Origin of the sequence: Micromonospora citrea (genome assembly GCF_049629545.1) — a bacterium.
GTDB lineage: Bacteria > Actinomycetota > Actinomycetes > Mycobacteriales > Micromonosporaceae > Micromonospora > Micromonospora citrea_A.
The window spans coordinates 218,222-231,455 of the sequence record NZ_JBNADX010000003.1 but is presented as its reverse complement, the minus strand read 5'-3'; the positions used below and the strand labels follow the sequence as shown (position 1 = coordinate 231,455).

The following is a 13,234-nucleotide window of genomic DNA, read 5'->3' as shown; positions in this document are numbered from 1 at the left end:
CGGCTCCTTCGCGTCCTCACCACCCGGAGGTGCAGGCGCACCGTCATGGCACCCGTTCGGCCGCGACCGGGCGCCTCTGCGCTTCTGTCGGGCGCGTTCTGCTCAGCCTTGGAAGCCGACGCCGCAACCAGTGGGGTTCCGCCGTTGCGAGAACGGTACCGATGATGCAGGTGGCGATGGAGATGCTCCACGCCCCGATCGAATCGACGGGGTAGGCGGGGATGGCCCAGATATGGACAGCGCCCTTCGTGTCACGGGTAGCCAGTGACATCGCGATGAAGAGCCCCATTGGTGCCGCCCAGGCGACCTGGCGGCCGATGAGCGGCACCGCCGCAAGCCCGACTCCCGTCCAGAGGAGCAGCCCTCGCAGCGCGTACAGGACGACGTGATGCTGTTCGTTGATCGCCAGAGCGAGAACCAGCAGCGTGCTGGCGATCATTAGCAGGGCCACGATCTGTGCGACCTCGAGACGACGCAGGCTGCGTGCGGCCCGCACCTCCATCTCGTTCATGTCGCTGTGCAGTGCGGCAACAACGAGACACGCGAGCGGCAGCGGCAATAGCAGGGCACCGAGCAGCGGCGCATTGGGCTGGCCCGACAGTTGTGGGACATCAACAGCCTGTTGCCCCCAGATTGCCCCCGGAGCTGCGGCGACGGCCATCACGGACAGGATCATGGTGAGCCGACGAGGCTTTAGGAAGCCCTTGACCTGCGCCAAGTCAGGCATCACAGTATGGTCCCTCCAGGGTGCGGTAGAACCCCGCGATGGTCGCTCTCTGCTGGCCGTCGGGCAAGCTTCTCAGGTCTGTCGCCGCAGCCAATCTGGCGGCAGGCAAGCGCTGCGCGACGATCGGACCGGCACTGCCGACCAGTATCCAATCCATGACCCGGATCCACGCTTCCGTCCACGCCTGCGTCCGTGGCGAGTCGTAAGACTTGCAGGTCCCGAACGGCGGGAGCATCTGCACCGTCATCATGTACGCGGTCGAGAAGTCGGTGATGCCGAGCGGGAACCCGTCATCCTGGCCGGTGGGCGAGCGGTGCAGTCCCTCCTCGACGAAGGTGATCGCGGTGACCGGCTTCGGCGTCATCGCCGTGGCCGCGGTGATCCGTTCGGCGAGTTCCAAGGTATGCGGAAGGTACTTGCGGTTCTCCGGCCAGACACACACCCGTACGTCGGTTCCGGCGCACCGCGGCTCCGATGGAGCTTCTCGAGGGCGGGAAACCGGCCCCGCAGCGGCGACACCAGCGACGGCAAGGGTACCGACGAGCACCGCGACGAATGCGGCGCCCACACGCCGGGCCGCTCGGGGCCGACCCTGCCGGCTCATGGGTGTATCGGGCGACCAGAAGATGGCGGCGACCAGGGCGACGAGCGACAGTACCGTGCGCGCGGCGAGTGCGCGCGGAGTCAACTCCACCTGCGGCTTACCGGATAGCACGACGAAGGAGAAGACCGGCTGAGAGGTGGTGGCGAAGACCGCGACGAGCACTCCCGCTCCGGCGATGGGCGCGGCGATCTTGGTGTGCAGGTGGCGGCCAGCCAGATCACCGATGGCGGTCGCGGTGACGATCGTCGTCGCACCCAGCAGTAGATAGCTCGGCCAGATGACGATGTCGTCGGTGGCTAGGGCGGTGGTTACGATGGCGGCAAGGACCACCACGGCGTAGGCGGTGATGGCGTACGCCACAGTCGCGGCGATCCGCGTCAGCTCCACCATCTCGGGCCGGCGCGCACTCGTCAAGATGCGGTCCGTCATCCCCTGACGAGCGGCGCGACCTGACGACCACGCGGCTGCGGCTGCGGCCGCGGCCGCGAGGAACATCACCGGTCGCTGGGCGTAGGCACTCGTCTGTGGCCAGACGCCGATCCACTCCCGGTCGAGACCGAACAACAGCGCTGCGCCCAGGACGACGAGCGGTGCGACCAACCAGCGCATCGGCGACCGACGTAACTCGATCAGCAGGATTCCGATCACTGGTCGCTCCCCTCGTTCGCGGCGGCCAGCAGGGTTGTGTAGCCCCGCTCCAAGGGAGAGTCGCCGACCGCGTCACTAGCCGCGCCTGCGGCGAGCTTGTCGGGGGTGTCGAGGAAGGCGATGCGGCCCTGCACCATCACAGCGACCTCGGTGCACATCATCCCGACGTCCTCGACCAGATGCGTACTGACGACCACGGCGCAGGTGGCGGCCAACCTCCTGACCAGGAGGCGGAACTCCATGCGCTGCAGTGGATCCAGGCCGACGGTGGGCTCGTCGAGGATCACGAGCTTCGGTGTACCGACAATGGCCGATGCGATCCCGCAGCGCCGCAACATGCCGCCGGAGAGCGCCTTGAGGCGGGTAGTGGCCCGGTTGGAGAGGTCGACCATCTCCAGGGCGTCATCGACTGCGGCTGCGGTGTCCGCAGCGGGCAGTTCCCGGAGCCAGGCGGCGTATCGGATGAACTCCCGCACGGTGAAGGAGCCGTAGTAGCCAAAGTCCTGCGGCAGGTAGCCGATGTCCCGGCGAACCCGGCGCGCATCCGCAACGGAATTCACCGTCGAGCCGAAGATGCGTAGCTGCCCCGACTGGGCGGGCACTACGGTGGCCAAGGTCCGCAGGAGAGTCGTCTTTCCCGCGCCGTTCGGACCGAGCAGACCCAGTACGCCTTTCCCGAACTGCAAGTCAAGCCCTTCGATGACGCGTCGCGATCCGTACCCTTGTCGGAGCTCGCGCGCTTCGATGGTGGCCGTACTGGTCTCGATCGTTGCCACGTGATTGATCTCCTTATGCTGACGTCTTGAATTGAGGTGCGACCGAGAACGGCCGCACCTCAATCCGTTCACACTACTGCCAGTCGACCCCCGCGCCCGTGGCCTTGTTCCAGCACTCGAAGGCCTTCTGCCCGCTGCCGGTCTTCCAACTGGACGTATAGTCGCCCTGATAGTCGCACTCGACCCACAAGCGCCACGTGCCGTCCCCACCGCGACAGTCCGTCCAGCCGGCGGTATTCCGATAGTCGCTGGTGCAGGTGGTTCCGTCGACCGTCTCGGTCACCGCGGCGCCGGCGGGGGCGCCGAAGGACAGGAATGCGGCTGCGGTAATGCTGGCCAGTGCCATTGCTCGCTTCAACGTGCCTCCTCGTCGGGTTGATACTTCGAAAGTGTGGTCAGCGCCAACGGACATTGGCGCCCAGGACCTCGTTCCAGCACTCGTAGCTGTCGCTTCCACCACCGGTGTGCCAGTCGCCGGTGTGATCCGCCTGCCAGTCGCACTCGACGTAGATCTTCCACGTCCCACTTCCACCGCTGCAGTTGGTCCATGCGGCGGTCTCACGGTGGTCGGTTACGCACGTCGTGCCGTCCTGGTTCTGGGTGATGGCCGCCTGCGCCGGCGCCGCTGCCGCCATACCTACGCCGGCGATCAACGCCGCTCCCGCGATGACAGATCGTAACTTCATGCTCGACTCCGTTCCTTGGGGCTGGTGTAGAAATCCTGTCACCAGCGCGCATTTCGGCCGCATTCGGCGAGCACCCCGGCGGCATCCAGCTCAGATTCATCCCCTTGACCCGCCAAAAAGTGACGTAGTCCGGCAGCGATGGATAATGGGCGTCCGTCGGTTCCGTCCAGCCAGCCGGTAGCCTCTGTCACGTGATGACGGACAACTTCGACGTGGCCGACTTTGCTCGGCAGTTCCGAGCCTTCATGACCGCGGTATCCCGGCTTGCCCCACCCGAGAAGCCTTCCGCGCTGCGGCGACGGCTCGAGTCGCATCTGGGGAGGGATCCCGATGGACTCCCGGTGGTCACCGATTCGTTTCCGGCGTTTGAGCACCCCAACATCCAGGTGGCGCTCGACGCGTACCTCGACGAAGGGGGCAGGAGGGCGGACCTGCTGGGGATAAGCGGCGCCAACCGCGAGCACCACGGCTTGGCGGACATCGTGAACGCCACGGGCCGTCATCAGCAGTTCGATGTGGGCGCTGTCGACTACGTTTCGGTCCCGGTAGGGGTCGAAACGGACATGACGTGCATCGGCTTCGGTCTACTGTTGATCGTGTCGTCGGACGACCGCCTCGTCGTCCTGCTACGCGTCGGGGCGCGTCGTACCGGTATGCCGCAGGTGCAACTGGAGGTGCTCACCGCCGACGTGACCGCGGCGAGGCGGTTCCTGGACACCATCCGCAACCTGGCGGTCGAGCGCAGCATCTTCCGTGGCCAGGTCCTCTCTTTCGAGTCACACGAGTTCTCCGACGGTCTGGGACCACTGCGGTTCCACCACCGGCCCGAGGTCGACCAGGCCGACGTGATCCTTCCGCCCGGTGCGCTGGAAGCCCTGCACAGAAACGTTGTCGGGACGACCGAGCACCGAGCTCGCCTTCAAGCCGCCGGTCACAGGCTCAGGAGGGGCGTCGTTCTGTACGGGCCGCCAGGCACCGGCAAGACGCACACGCTGCGACACCTGATCGGTCGGGCACCGGCCGCGACGGTCCTGATCGTCACCGGGTTCTCCGCGCAGTTCATCCGTGAGGCGTGCACAATGGCCCGGACGCTCGCGCCGGCCATCGTGGTGCTCGAGGACGTGGACTTGGTCGCCCAAGGGCGCGAGCGTCCGTCCGCGGCGCTGACCAACCCTTTCCTGGCCGAGATCTTGAACATGATGGATGGAGTGGCGGAGGACGCGGACGTCACCTTCCTGCTGACCACCAACCGGCTGGAGGCGGTCGAGGAGGCGTTGGTGCAGCGCCCTGGTCGCGTGGACCTCGTGGTCGAGGTTCCGCCGCCGGACGAGACGGGCAGGTCCCGCCTGCTGACCCTCTACGGAAGATCGCTCCTGCTGAGTGACGCCGACGTCAGCCGGATCGTAGAATCAACCGCCGGTGTCACCGCCTCGTTCTTCGCTGAGTTGGGCCGCCGAGCCGAGTTGTTGGCTGCCACGAGCGGAGATGCGCGGGCGGACGCCGGTCACGTCATGCGAGCTCTCGATGAGTTGAACGGCAGCCGAGCGGCTTTCGGTAGACGCGGGTAGTCGTCTCCCCGGCTATGCGATCCCAAATTGCAGTGGCGCCGGCTCGTCGCCTCGAAGGATAGCGACGTGCAGCTCCTGCAGTTCGGACGACGGCTCAATGCCGAGTTCCTCACCCAGTGCCCTCCTCGCCTGCTGGTAGGCACTGAGCGCCGCGGAGACGGCGCCTCCTGCGTAGAGGGCCTTCATCAGCAGCATCCAGCACGGTTCTCGTAGCGGGTCAGTGGCCAGAACGTCCCGCACGTTGGGGATGATGGACGACACATGGCCCTGTGAGAGCTGGGCGAGCATGAGGCATTCCTGGGTCCCGATCCGCTGTTCGTCGAGCGCGTCCAGGCGCCGCCGCAGGCGGCTGGAGCCAGCGGCATCGATTCCGGCCGGACCGCGCCACAGCCGAAGCGCCCGTTCCAGTGTCTCGATGGCGGCCTTCGCGTTTCTCGCGTTGAGTTCGCGCCGACCCTGAGCCGCAAGAGAACGGAACCTGTGCACATCGACGAGTTCCGGGTCGACATCCAGTTGGTAGGACGCTTTCAACCCCACGCCGTTTCCCGGCACTGTCAATAGTGAATCGCCCAATCGTTCGTCGACTCTTCTCAGGGCGCGTCGAACCAGGGCGACATAGTTACGCAAATTCGCAGCACCGGAGGATATCGCGTGGTCCCAGAGCGCTTCCGTCAATGTGTCGAGGTGAATCTGCTGCCGAGTCTCCAGAAGGAGCATGACAGCGAGGGCGCGAGCTTTTGAAGAAGTGACCTTAGCGTGCTCTGCCTCGTTCGCAATCAGCAACGGACCCAGTATGCCAAACAATGCAGCTCCCCGTGTAGCGTGACGTAAGTACATCAAATGAGACGTCCCGATGTCTACCGCACGGGCCCCGGTCCGGCGCAGGGGCAAGGCCGGCCGGCGATCCGCTGCCCTTATCTGCCCAGATCACGGGCGTCGGACGGTGCTCGATGACCTCGGCTTGCCGACCGGTGCGTTTCGCCGGACGACTGGCCTCGCCATCCACATGTCGTCTGAGGCTCGCGAAGATCAGGCGATCTGCCGGAGGTCGCTGCCGTAGTCGAAGATGATCCGCATCCGGGCGCCCAGTGCTCGTGCGTATCGGCTGAGGGTCGCCACCTCATTGGCGTCCAGGTCGCCGTTTTCGATCTGGCTCACCCCGCCGGGCGTGACTCCCGTCAGCTCGGCCACCTGCCGCTGGGTGAGACCGAGTCGCTTGCGCTCCTCGGCGAGGCGGAACGCGCTGACCCACGCCTCGGTACGGGCACGTTCCGCATCGAGCGCGTCAGCACCGCCTGCGGCCAAGGGCCAAAGACGAACAGAAGCCGGATGGCGACGTCGCGGCCAGACCTCGGCCGCAGTTCCTTGAGGTTGCTGATGCTCGAACCCCGGAGAGTATCGACCAGCGGACGCCCCAGACCCGGGCCGGTCTCGGCGAGCATGTCGATCGCCGCGTTCACGGACCGGTACGCCGCAGGATCGGTCCGACGCAGGGCCCGTAACCAGTCACGGACATCACCTGTCGTCCTGACCGCCCAGCGATGGGCTGGCCCGTTGGTCACGGGGCAACTACAGCTCGGGCTATACACAGCCGACCACGGTCAGACCGATCCAGGTCAGACCAATCCAGCGAAACTGGCGAAACCCTTGCCCACCAGGCTGAGTCTCGGTCACCGCGAACCACGGAAGCGCAGGTCAACAGCGAGGTCACGTTATGCGGTGGGGCGGGCGGGACTCGAACCCGCGACCGAGGGATTATGAGTCCCCTGCTCTAACCGGCTGAGCTACCGCCCCGATGCCGCGCCGGATCGTAACCCGCGCGACGGATCACCGGCCACCACCGAATCGGCACGAACGATCACCCGTGCCAGCACGATGGGCTACGCGAGGATAACAGTCAGCAGCCGCCGGGGACGCCCCGCGATCACTCCGGCGCGCGCAACTGCGCGAGGACCGCGCCGGCCGTACGCCAGCCGCTGGCCAACGCGCCCTGGATCGACGGGCTGTCCCGGTGGTCGCCGGCCACGAACAGGCCGTCGCCGAGGGCCACCGGCTTGCGCAGCCGCCCCTGCGGCGGAGGCGCGGCCGGCAGCGCGTCGGGGACCTCGACGGTGCTGAGGTGCTCCCAGTCCGCAGTGGAGCGCCCGTAGAGCCGGTCCAGCTCACGCCGGATCACCGGCTCGGGCGGGGCCGAGATGCCGACCACCGAGGTGGCGATGAGGTGCCGTCCGGCGGGCGCGTAGCCGGGTGCGGCGTTGCTGACGACCACGGTGTTGGCGACGAGTTCCCGGCGGTCCCCGTCGAGCAGCAGGATCGGCTCGTCCAGCGGCGCCTCGGGCGCGGCGTGGTAGTAGGTGGTGTAGCGGTGCATGCGTACCCGGGCCAGGGTGGGCAGCAGGGTGCCCGCCGCCGGCGGGTCGACGGCGACCACGACGGCGCGGCAGGCGATGTCACCGGATTGGGTGCGGACCCGGCGGGGCGCGACCTCGGCGACGGGGGTGTCCAGGGCGATCAGTTCGGCCGGCAGCGGGGCGGCGACGGCGGCGGGCAGCGCGGCCATGCCCCGCGCCGGCAGACCGATCCGGCCGCGCGCGAAGGAGCGCAGGATCATCGCCAGCACGTGGCTGGAGGTCTCCAGCTCCCGGTCGATGAGGACGCCGGAGAGGAACGGCCGCAGCAGTTCCTCGATGATGGCGTCGGAGAGCCCGGCCCGGCGCAACGCGGCTTCGCTGGTGGTCTCCGGGGCGGTGAGCAGCCGGGTCTTCGGCAGGGTGGCGCAGCCGGCGGCGAGGGTGGCGAAGCGCAGCCGGTCGAGCAGCGAGCCGACGCCGGCCAGCGCGGTGCCGGGCGCGCCGCCGGGTTCGCGCAGCGGGTTGACCAGCCGGTCGAGCCGGTCGCCGCGGCGCAGCAGCACCCCGGAGGTGAACCAGCCCAGGTCGAGGGTGTCCAGGTCGAGCAGGGTGCCCAACCTGGGGTAGGCGGTGTTGAGCACCTGGAAGCCACGGTCGAGCAGGTAGCCGTCGACGGCGTCGGTGGCGACCCGGCCACCGAGCCGGTCGCCCGCCTCCAACAGCCGCCAGGGCACGCCGGCGCGGTGCAGCCGGCGGGCGGCGGCGAGCCCGGCGAGGCCGGCGCCGACGATGACGACGTCCGTCTCAGCGAGCATCGCCGGCCTCCGTCGGGGTCCGGGCCGCGCGGGACAGCCGGCTGGGCCACCAGACCTTCGGCCCGATGTCGTACGCCAGCGCGGGCACCAGCAGCGAGCGGACCACGATGGTGTCCAGCAGTACGCCGACCGCCACCGCCACCCCGAGCTCCACCAGCACCACCAGCGGCAGTACGGCGAGCGCGGAGAAGGTCGCGGCGAGCACGATCCCGGCGGAGGTGATCACGCCGCCGGTGACGGCGAGTCCGGCCAGCACCCCGGCCCGGGTGCCCCGCTTGACCGTCTCCTCGCGGACCCGGCTCATCAGGAAGATGTTGTAGTCGATGCCGAGGGCGACCAGGAAGACGAACGCGAAGAGCGGGAAGGACGCGTCGACCCCGGGGAAGCCGAAGAGGTATCGGAAGATCAGCGCGCAGAGCCCCAGCGTGGCCAGGAACGACAGCACCACGGTCGCGATGAGCAGCACCGGGGCGACCAGGGCGCGCAGCAGCAGGGCCAGGATGACGGCGATCACCACCAGCACCACCGGGATGATCACGTTGCGGTCCCGGGTGGACGCGTCGGAGGTGTCCACGTTGATCGCGGTGAACCCGCCGACGACCGAGTCGGAGCCGGGCACCCGGTGCACCGCCTCGCGCAGGTCCCGGATGGTCCGCTCCGCGCCGTCGCTGTCCGGCGGGTCGGCCAGGGTCGCCTCCAGTTGCACCAGGCCGTCGACGACCTTCGGTGGCGCGTCCGGGGCGGGCGGGCCGGTCCGGTCGCCCTGGCCGACCGGACGGACGGCGGCGACCCCGGGGACGCCCTGCGCCACCCGGGCCACCTCCTGCGCGGTCTCCTGCCGGGTGAAGATGGTGGCCGGGCTGCCGGTGCCTGCCGGGTAGTGCCGGGCGATCACCTCCTGCCCGGCGACGGAGTCGGTGCGCTCGGTGAACAGGTCGGACTGGCCGAGGGTGGTGGCGCCGAGCTGGGTGACGCCGACGGTGAGCAGGGCCAGCGCCACCGTGGTGACGATCCAGACCGGCCGGGCGCGGCGGGCGACGAAGCGGGCGATCCGGCTCCAGATGCCGTGTTCGGTCTGCGGGTCGGCCCGGTCGGCCTCGGGCCGGCGCGGCCAGAACGCCCACCGACCACCGAGCACCAGCAGCGCCGGCAGGAAGGTGAGCATGACCAGCAGGGTGGCGGCGATGCCGATGGCGGCGACCGGGCCGAGCGCCCGGTTGGAGTTCAGGCTGGACAGCAGCAGGCAGAGCAGGCTGACGATGACGGTGGCCCCGGAGGCGACGATCGCCGGGGCGGCGCCCTTCCAGGCGGTCCGCATCGCGTCCCAGGGGCGCTGGTGCCGGTGCAGTTCCTCGCGGTACCGGGCGATCAGCAGCAGCGCGTAGTCGGTGCCCGCGCCGAAGACCAGCACGGTGAGGATGCCCTGCGCCTGCCCGTTCAGCTTGATCACGTCGTTGCGCGCGAGCTGGTACACGAAGACCGATGCCAGCGCGTACGACGTTCCCGCGGCGAGCAGCGGGAAGATCCAGAGCACCGGGCTGCGGTAGACGACGAGCAGGATGACCAGCACCACGACGAGGGTGACCAGCAGCAGCGGCCCGTCGATCGCGGTGAACACCTCGATCAGGTCGGCGAGCAGCCCGGCCGGGCCGGCGACGTCGACGGTGAGCCCGTCCCGGTCGTCGCCGGCGATGCCCCGCAGTTCGTCGACCACCCGGCTGACCTGTTCGCCCTCGGAGTCGTCGATCGGTACGACCACCTGCAGTGCCTGGCCGTCCTGGCTGGGGATCGGCGGTGGTAGCGGGCCGACCACTCCCGGGACCCGGGCGAACCGGGCGGCGTCGGCGGCGGCCCGTTGCCGGTCGGCCTCGGTGATGCCGGTGGGGCGCTCGTAGACGACCAGGGCGGGGATGGTCGGCTCTTCGACGAAGCCGGCGGCGAGGTCCTGGGCCCGGGTCGCCTCGGCGTCGGTGGGCAGGAACGAGGCGTTGTCGTTGGTGGCGACCTCGCCCAGCTTGCCGGAGTACGGCCCCGCGATCCCGCCGACGACCAGCCAGCCCAGCACGACCGCCACCGCGATCAGCGTGGCCGTCCAGCGGCCCCGTCCTCCGGCCATCTCCACCCGTCCCTATCGACGCATCAATCGACGCAGCGGGAGTTAAGTCGACATCGCCCATCCTGCCGGCCGAGGACGCCCGGCGGGGCGGAAACCACCCGGTCCGCCGGACCCGCGGTGAGCCGGCGCGGGTGCGGGTGCGTCGGGCCACCGCATCCCGACGCCCCTCGGCCGAACCGCCGGGGCCGGCGAGACGATCACCCGGAGGCGGCGCGGAACGTCCAGGGGCGGCGCGGACAGCCCGGGGGGGGGCGGCACCGAAGACGAAAAACGCCCGCCGGCGTGGGCCGACGGGCGTGGTGTGGAGCTGAGCTCCCCCGTTTGGACTCGAACCAAAAACCTGCCGGTTAACAGCCGGCTGCTCTGCCAATTGAGCTACGGGGGACCGCTTGTCACCTCGCTGGCGGATCTCTCCGGCGCTCGGCGACGGCACAAGAGTACAGGACTCCCCGGGGGTTCGGCCCAGGGGGTTACCCCACGACGTTCCGCCGTTCGCCACGATCGACGGACCGTCGCCGCCGCACCGCCGCCGTGCGGAATAATACAGACAATTCGTCATCCCGGCACAACCAGGTATGAGCGCGGAGCAGGATGGGTAGTTAGCTGCCGACAGAGGACGCAGGCGCGAACAGGTCGGACCGGTCCGGGACCACCGGACGGGAACGGCGGAGCGTCAGGTACGGAAGGAGCCGCCATGCGCGGAAAGATCATGTTTCTTGGCGGGCTGGCTGCGGGCTTCGTCCTGGGCGCCCGTGCCGGCCGGGAGAAGTACGAGGAGCTGGTCGTACGGGGCCGCAAGGTGCTCGACCACCCCACCGTCCAGGAGGCGGCGGGTGTCGCGCAGGCCCAGGCGACCCGGCTCTACTCGGAGGGCAAGGACAAGCTCGGCCAGTCCAAGCTGGGCGAGAAGCTGGGCAGCAACGGCAGCAAGCCGGGTCTGACCGCGGCGGACGACGCGTTCGCGGGCACCCCGGCCACCGTCGGCGCCAAGACCAGCAGCACCGGCTCGGCCAGCTCCAGCAGCTCGTCGGCCAGCACCCCGAAGCCCAAGGCGCCCGGCTCGGGCACCAACGGCAGCACCATCTGATCGTCCGTACGCCGCTCGGGCCGGTCGCCGTCTGGCGACCGGCCCGACGTGTGTCTCAGGCGTCCCGTCGCAGCAGCCGGACGACCGCGACCCCGAGCAGCGCCACCAGCCAGCCCACGAAGACCGCCAGGCCGGCCCCCGGCGAGAGCAGCTCCGGGTCGGACGAGATCGACATGAACGCCTGCCCGGCGTTCGACGGCAGGTACGGCGAGATCGCGTCCGACCAGGCCTCCGGCAGCAGCGAGACCACCCCGGGCAGCACCAGCAGCAGCGCCACCAGGCTGGTCAGCGCACCGGCGGTGGTGCGCAGCAGCGCGCCCAGCGCCATGCCGAGCACGCCGACCCCGGCCAGGTGGACCGCCGTGCCGAGTACCGCCCGCAGCACTCCCTCGTCGCCGAGGGAGATGCCCTCGTCGCCGAGGACGCCCTGCCCACCGAGGAAGGTCAGCAGCACGGTCGGCACCAGCACCGCGAGGCAGACCCCGGCGAGGACCACCACCTTCGCGCCCAGCACCGGCCAGCGCCTCGGCACGGCCGCCAGCGAGGAGCGGATCGTCCCGGTGGTGTACTCCCCCGCCACCAGCAGCACGCCGAGGGTGCCGACGAGCAGCTGGGCCAGGTTCACCCCGCCGAGGCTGGCGCCGAGCGGATCCAGCGAGGACGGACCGCCCGGCGGGGCCGGCGTACCGGGCTCGATCGTCGCGTCCGACAGGAAGGCGGAGAACCCGAGGCCGAGCGCGGCGAAGACGACCACCGTGGCGGCCAGCAGCAGCAGGGACGACCGCAGCGTACGGAACTTGATCCACTCGGAGCGGACCACCCGCCACCAGGTGACGCGGGCGTCGGCGGGGACGGGAACGCGGGTGGGGGCGGCGGTGGTCATCGGATGCTCCTTCCGGTGGCGACCGGCCGGACGGCCTCGCCGTGGTACTCGACGGCGTCGCGGGTCATGGTCATGAACGCCTCCTCCAGGGATGCCTCGGTGGCGGTCAGCTCGTGCAGGGTGAGACCCGCCGCGGCGGCCCGGTCGCCGATCTGCTCGCGGCTGAGCCCGGTCACCTCCAGCAGCCCCGGCTCGTCGGCGGTCACCGTCACGTCCGGCCCGAGGAGCAGCTCCCGCAGGGCGGTCGCCTGCGGGGAACGGACCCGTACGGTGGTCCGGGACGCCTGCCGGGTGAACTCGGCGAGGGAGAGGTCGGCGATCAGCCGCCCCCGGCCGACCACGATCAGGTGCTCGGCGGTCTGCGCCATCTCGCTCATCAGGTGCGAGGAGACGAAGACCGTCCGTCCCTCGACGGCCAGGCCCTTGAGCAGCCCCCGGATCCACCGGATGCCGTCCGGGTCGAGGCCGTTGACCGGCTCGTCGAGCATCACCACCTGCGGGTCGCCGAGCAGCGCGGCGGCGATGCCGAGCCGCTGCCCCATGCCGAGGGAGAAGCCGCCGGCCCGCTTGCCGGCCACCTCGTGCAGGCCGACCAGGTCGATCACCTCGTCGACCCGCCGGCGGCCGATGCCGGTGGTGGCGGCCAGGGCGAGCAGGTGGTCGCGGGCCGACCGGCCGGGGTGCACGGCCTTCGCCTCCAGCAGCGCGCCGATCTCCCGCAACGGCGCGGGGTGCGCGGCGTACCGGCGGCCGTCGACGGTCACCGTGCCGGCGCTCGGGGCGTCCAGGCCGAGGATCATCCGCATCGTGGTGGACTTGCCGGCGCCGTTGGGGCCCAGGAAGCCGGTCACGATCCCGGGCTGCACCCGGAAGGTCAGCGAGTCCACGGCCGTCTTGTCGCCGTAGCGCTTGCTCAGGTCGGTCGCTTCGATCATGCGACCAACGGTCGCCCGCGTACCCGGGCCGTGGCGTC

Annotated in this window: 13 protein-coding genes, 2 tRNA genes and 1 pseudogene; 2 read left to right on the top strand and 14 right to left on the bottom strand. The window is 69.8% G+C overall.

Annotated elements, in window-relative coordinates; genetic code table 11:
- Positions 1 to 43 precede the first annotated feature (43 nt).
- From ACPFP2_RS05490 to ACPFP2_RS05470, 5 genes are all read right to left on the bottom strand, one after another.
- Positions 44 to 727 carry a hypothetical protein gene (locus ACPFP2_RS05490; RefSeq protein WP_424086717.1) on the bottom strand — a complete coding sequence of 228 codons (684 nt, stop codon included), beginning with the start codon at positions 725 to 727 and terminating at the stop codon, positions 44 to 46.
- The gene (locus ACPFP2_RS05485; RefSeq protein WP_424086715.1) at positions 720 to 1,979 is read right to left on the bottom strand and encodes a hypothetical protein; all 1,260 of its coding nucleotides are present in this window, start codon (positions 1,977 to 1,979) and stop codon (positions 720 to 722) included. The genes ACPFP2_RS05490 and ACPFP2_RS05485 overlap by 8 nt, the downstream gene beginning before the upstream one ends.
- Positions 1,976 to 2,764, bottom strand: coding sequence for an ATP-binding cassette domain-containing protein (locus ACPFP2_RS05480; RefSeq protein WP_424086971.1), 789 nt, complete (start codon positions 2,762 to 2,764; stop codon positions 1,976 to 1,978). The genes ACPFP2_RS05485 and ACPFP2_RS05480 overlap by 4 nt, the downstream gene beginning before the upstream one ends.
- A 64-nt stretch (positions 2,765 to 2,828) precedes the next feature.
- Positions 2,829 to 3,101, bottom strand: a complete 273-nt coding sequence (locus ACPFP2_RS05475) for a hypothetical protein (RefSeq protein WP_424086713.1) — start codon at positions 3,099 to 3,101, stop codon at positions 2,829 to 2,831.
- 49 nt (positions 3,102 to 3,150) lie between these two features.
- The gene (locus tag ACPFP2_RS05470) at positions 3,151 to 3,441 is read right to left on the bottom strand and encodes a hypothetical protein (protein WP_424086712.1); all 291 of its coding nucleotides are present in this window, start codon (positions 3,439 to 3,441) and stop codon (positions 3,151 to 3,153) included.
- A gap of 194 nt (positions 3,442 to 3,635) precedes the next feature.
- Between ACPFP2_RS05470 and ACPFP2_RS05465 the strand changes: the two genes are divergently transcribed.
- The gene (locus tag ACPFP2_RS05465) at positions 3,636 to 5,009 is read left to right on the top strand and encodes an AAA family ATPase (protein WP_424086710.1); all 1,374 of its coding nucleotides are present in this window, start codon (positions 3,636 to 3,638) and stop codon (positions 5,007 to 5,009) included.
- A gap of 12 nt (positions 5,010 to 5,021) precedes the next feature.
- Here ACPFP2_RS05465 and ACPFP2_RS05460 read toward each other — a convergent pair whose 3' ends face one another.
- From ACPFP2_RS05460 to ACPFP2_RS05430, 7 genes and pseudogenes are all read right to left on the bottom strand, one after another.
- Entirely contained in the window at positions 5,022 to 5,792 is a 771-nt protein-coding gene (locus ACPFP2_RS05460) for an AfsR/SARP family transcriptional regulator (RefSeq protein ID WP_424086708.1), read from the bottom strand.
- 246 nt (positions 5,793 to 6,038) lie between these two features.
- Positions 6,039 to 6,314, bottom strand: a complete 276-nt coding sequence (locus ACPFP2_RS05455) for a helix-turn-helix domain-containing protein (protein WP_424086706.1) — start codon at positions 6,312 to 6,314, stop codon at positions 6,039 to 6,041.
- 35 nt (positions 6,315 to 6,349) lie between these two features.
- A pseudogene (locus ACPFP2_RS05450) lies at positions 6,350 to 6,451 on the bottom strand (type II toxin-antitoxin system RelE/ParE family toxin); the annotation flags it as partial.
- Positions 6,452 to 6,729: 278 nt separating this feature from the next.
- Positions 6,730 to 6,803: transfer RNA gene (locus ACPFP2_RS05445), tRNA-Ile, on the bottom strand.
- 130 nt (positions 6,804 to 6,933) lie between these two features.
- Positions 6,934 to 8,175, bottom strand: coding sequence for an FAD-dependent oxidoreductase (locus ACPFP2_RS05440; RefSeq protein ID WP_424086704.1), 1,242 nt, complete (start codon positions 8,173 to 8,175; stop codon positions 6,934 to 6,936).
- Complete coding sequence (locus tag ACPFP2_RS05435) at positions 8,165 to 10,291, bottom strand: MMPL family transporter (protein WP_424086702.1); 2,127 nt, start codon at positions 10,289 to 10,291, stop codon at positions 8,165 to 8,167. The genes ACPFP2_RS05440 and ACPFP2_RS05435 overlap by 11 nt, the downstream gene beginning before the upstream one ends.
- Positions 10,292 to 10,603: 312 nt before the next feature.
- Positions 10,604 to 10,676, bottom strand: a tRNA-Asn gene (locus ACPFP2_RS05430).
- A gap of 309 nt (positions 10,677 to 10,985) precedes the next feature.
- Between ACPFP2_RS05430 and ACPFP2_RS05425 the strand changes: the two genes are divergently transcribed.
- Positions 10,986 to 11,378, top strand: a complete 393-nt coding sequence (locus ACPFP2_RS05425; RefSeq protein ID WP_363915107.1) for a hypothetical protein — start codon at positions 10,986 to 10,988, stop codon at positions 11,376 to 11,378.
- Between the two features lie 55 nt (positions 11,379 to 11,433).
- Here the strand turns inward: ACPFP2_RS05425 and ACPFP2_RS05420 are convergent, their stop codons facing one another.
- Positions 11,434 to 12,261 (bottom strand): ABC transporter permease subunit, encoded by an 828-nt coding sequence (locus ACPFP2_RS05420; RefSeq protein WP_424086700.1) that lies wholly within the window; start codon positions 12,259 to 12,261, stop codon positions 11,434 to 11,436.
- Complete coding sequence (locus ACPFP2_RS05415; protein WP_424086698.1) at positions 12,258 to 13,196, bottom strand: ATP-binding cassette domain-containing protein; 939 nt, start codon at positions 13,194 to 13,196, stop codon at positions 12,258 to 12,260. The genes ACPFP2_RS05420 and ACPFP2_RS05415 overlap by 4 nt, the downstream gene beginning before the upstream one ends.
- Positions 13,197 to 13,234: the final 38 nt, after the last annotated feature.

Bases quoted from the DNA above. Each gene is read 5' to 3' on its own strand.
- ACPFP2_RS05490 (WP_424086717.1), bottom strand. From the start codon at position 727: ATGCCTGACTTGGCGCAGGTCAAGGGCTTCCTAAAGCCTCGTCGGCTC.
- ACPFP2_RS05475 (WP_424086713.1), bottom strand. From the start codon at position 3,101: ATGGCACTGGCCAGCATTACCGCAGCCGCATTCCTGTCCTTCGGCGCC.
- ACPFP2_RS05470 (WP_424086712.1), bottom strand. From the start codon at position 3,441: ATGAAGTTACGATCTGTCATCGCGGGAGCGGCGTTGATCGCCGGCGTA.
- ACPFP2_RS05465 (WP_424086710.1), top strand. From the start codon at position 3,636: ATGACGGACAACTTCGACGTGGCCGACTTTGCTCGGCAGTTCCGAGCC.
- ACPFP2_RS05440 (WP_424086704.1), bottom strand. From the start codon at position 8,175: ATGCTCGCTGAGACGGACGTCGTCATCGTCGGCGCCGGCCTCGCCGGG.
- ACPFP2_RS05435 (WP_424086702.1), bottom strand. From the start codon at position 10,291: ATGGCCGGAGGACGGGGCCGCTGGACGGCCACGCTGATCGCGGTGGCG.
- ACPFP2_RS05425 (WP_363915107.1), top strand. From the start codon at position 10,986: ATGCGCGGAAAGATCATGTTTCTTGGCGGGCTGGCTGCGGGCTTCGTC.
- ACPFP2_RS05420 (WP_424086700.1), bottom strand. From the start codon at position 12,261: ATGACCACCGCCGCCCCCACCCGCGTTCCCGTCCCCGCCGACGCCCGC.
- ACPFP2_RS05415 (WP_424086698.1), bottom strand. From the start codon at position 13,196: ATGATCGAAGCGACCGACCTGAGCAAGCGCTACGGCGACAAGACGGCC.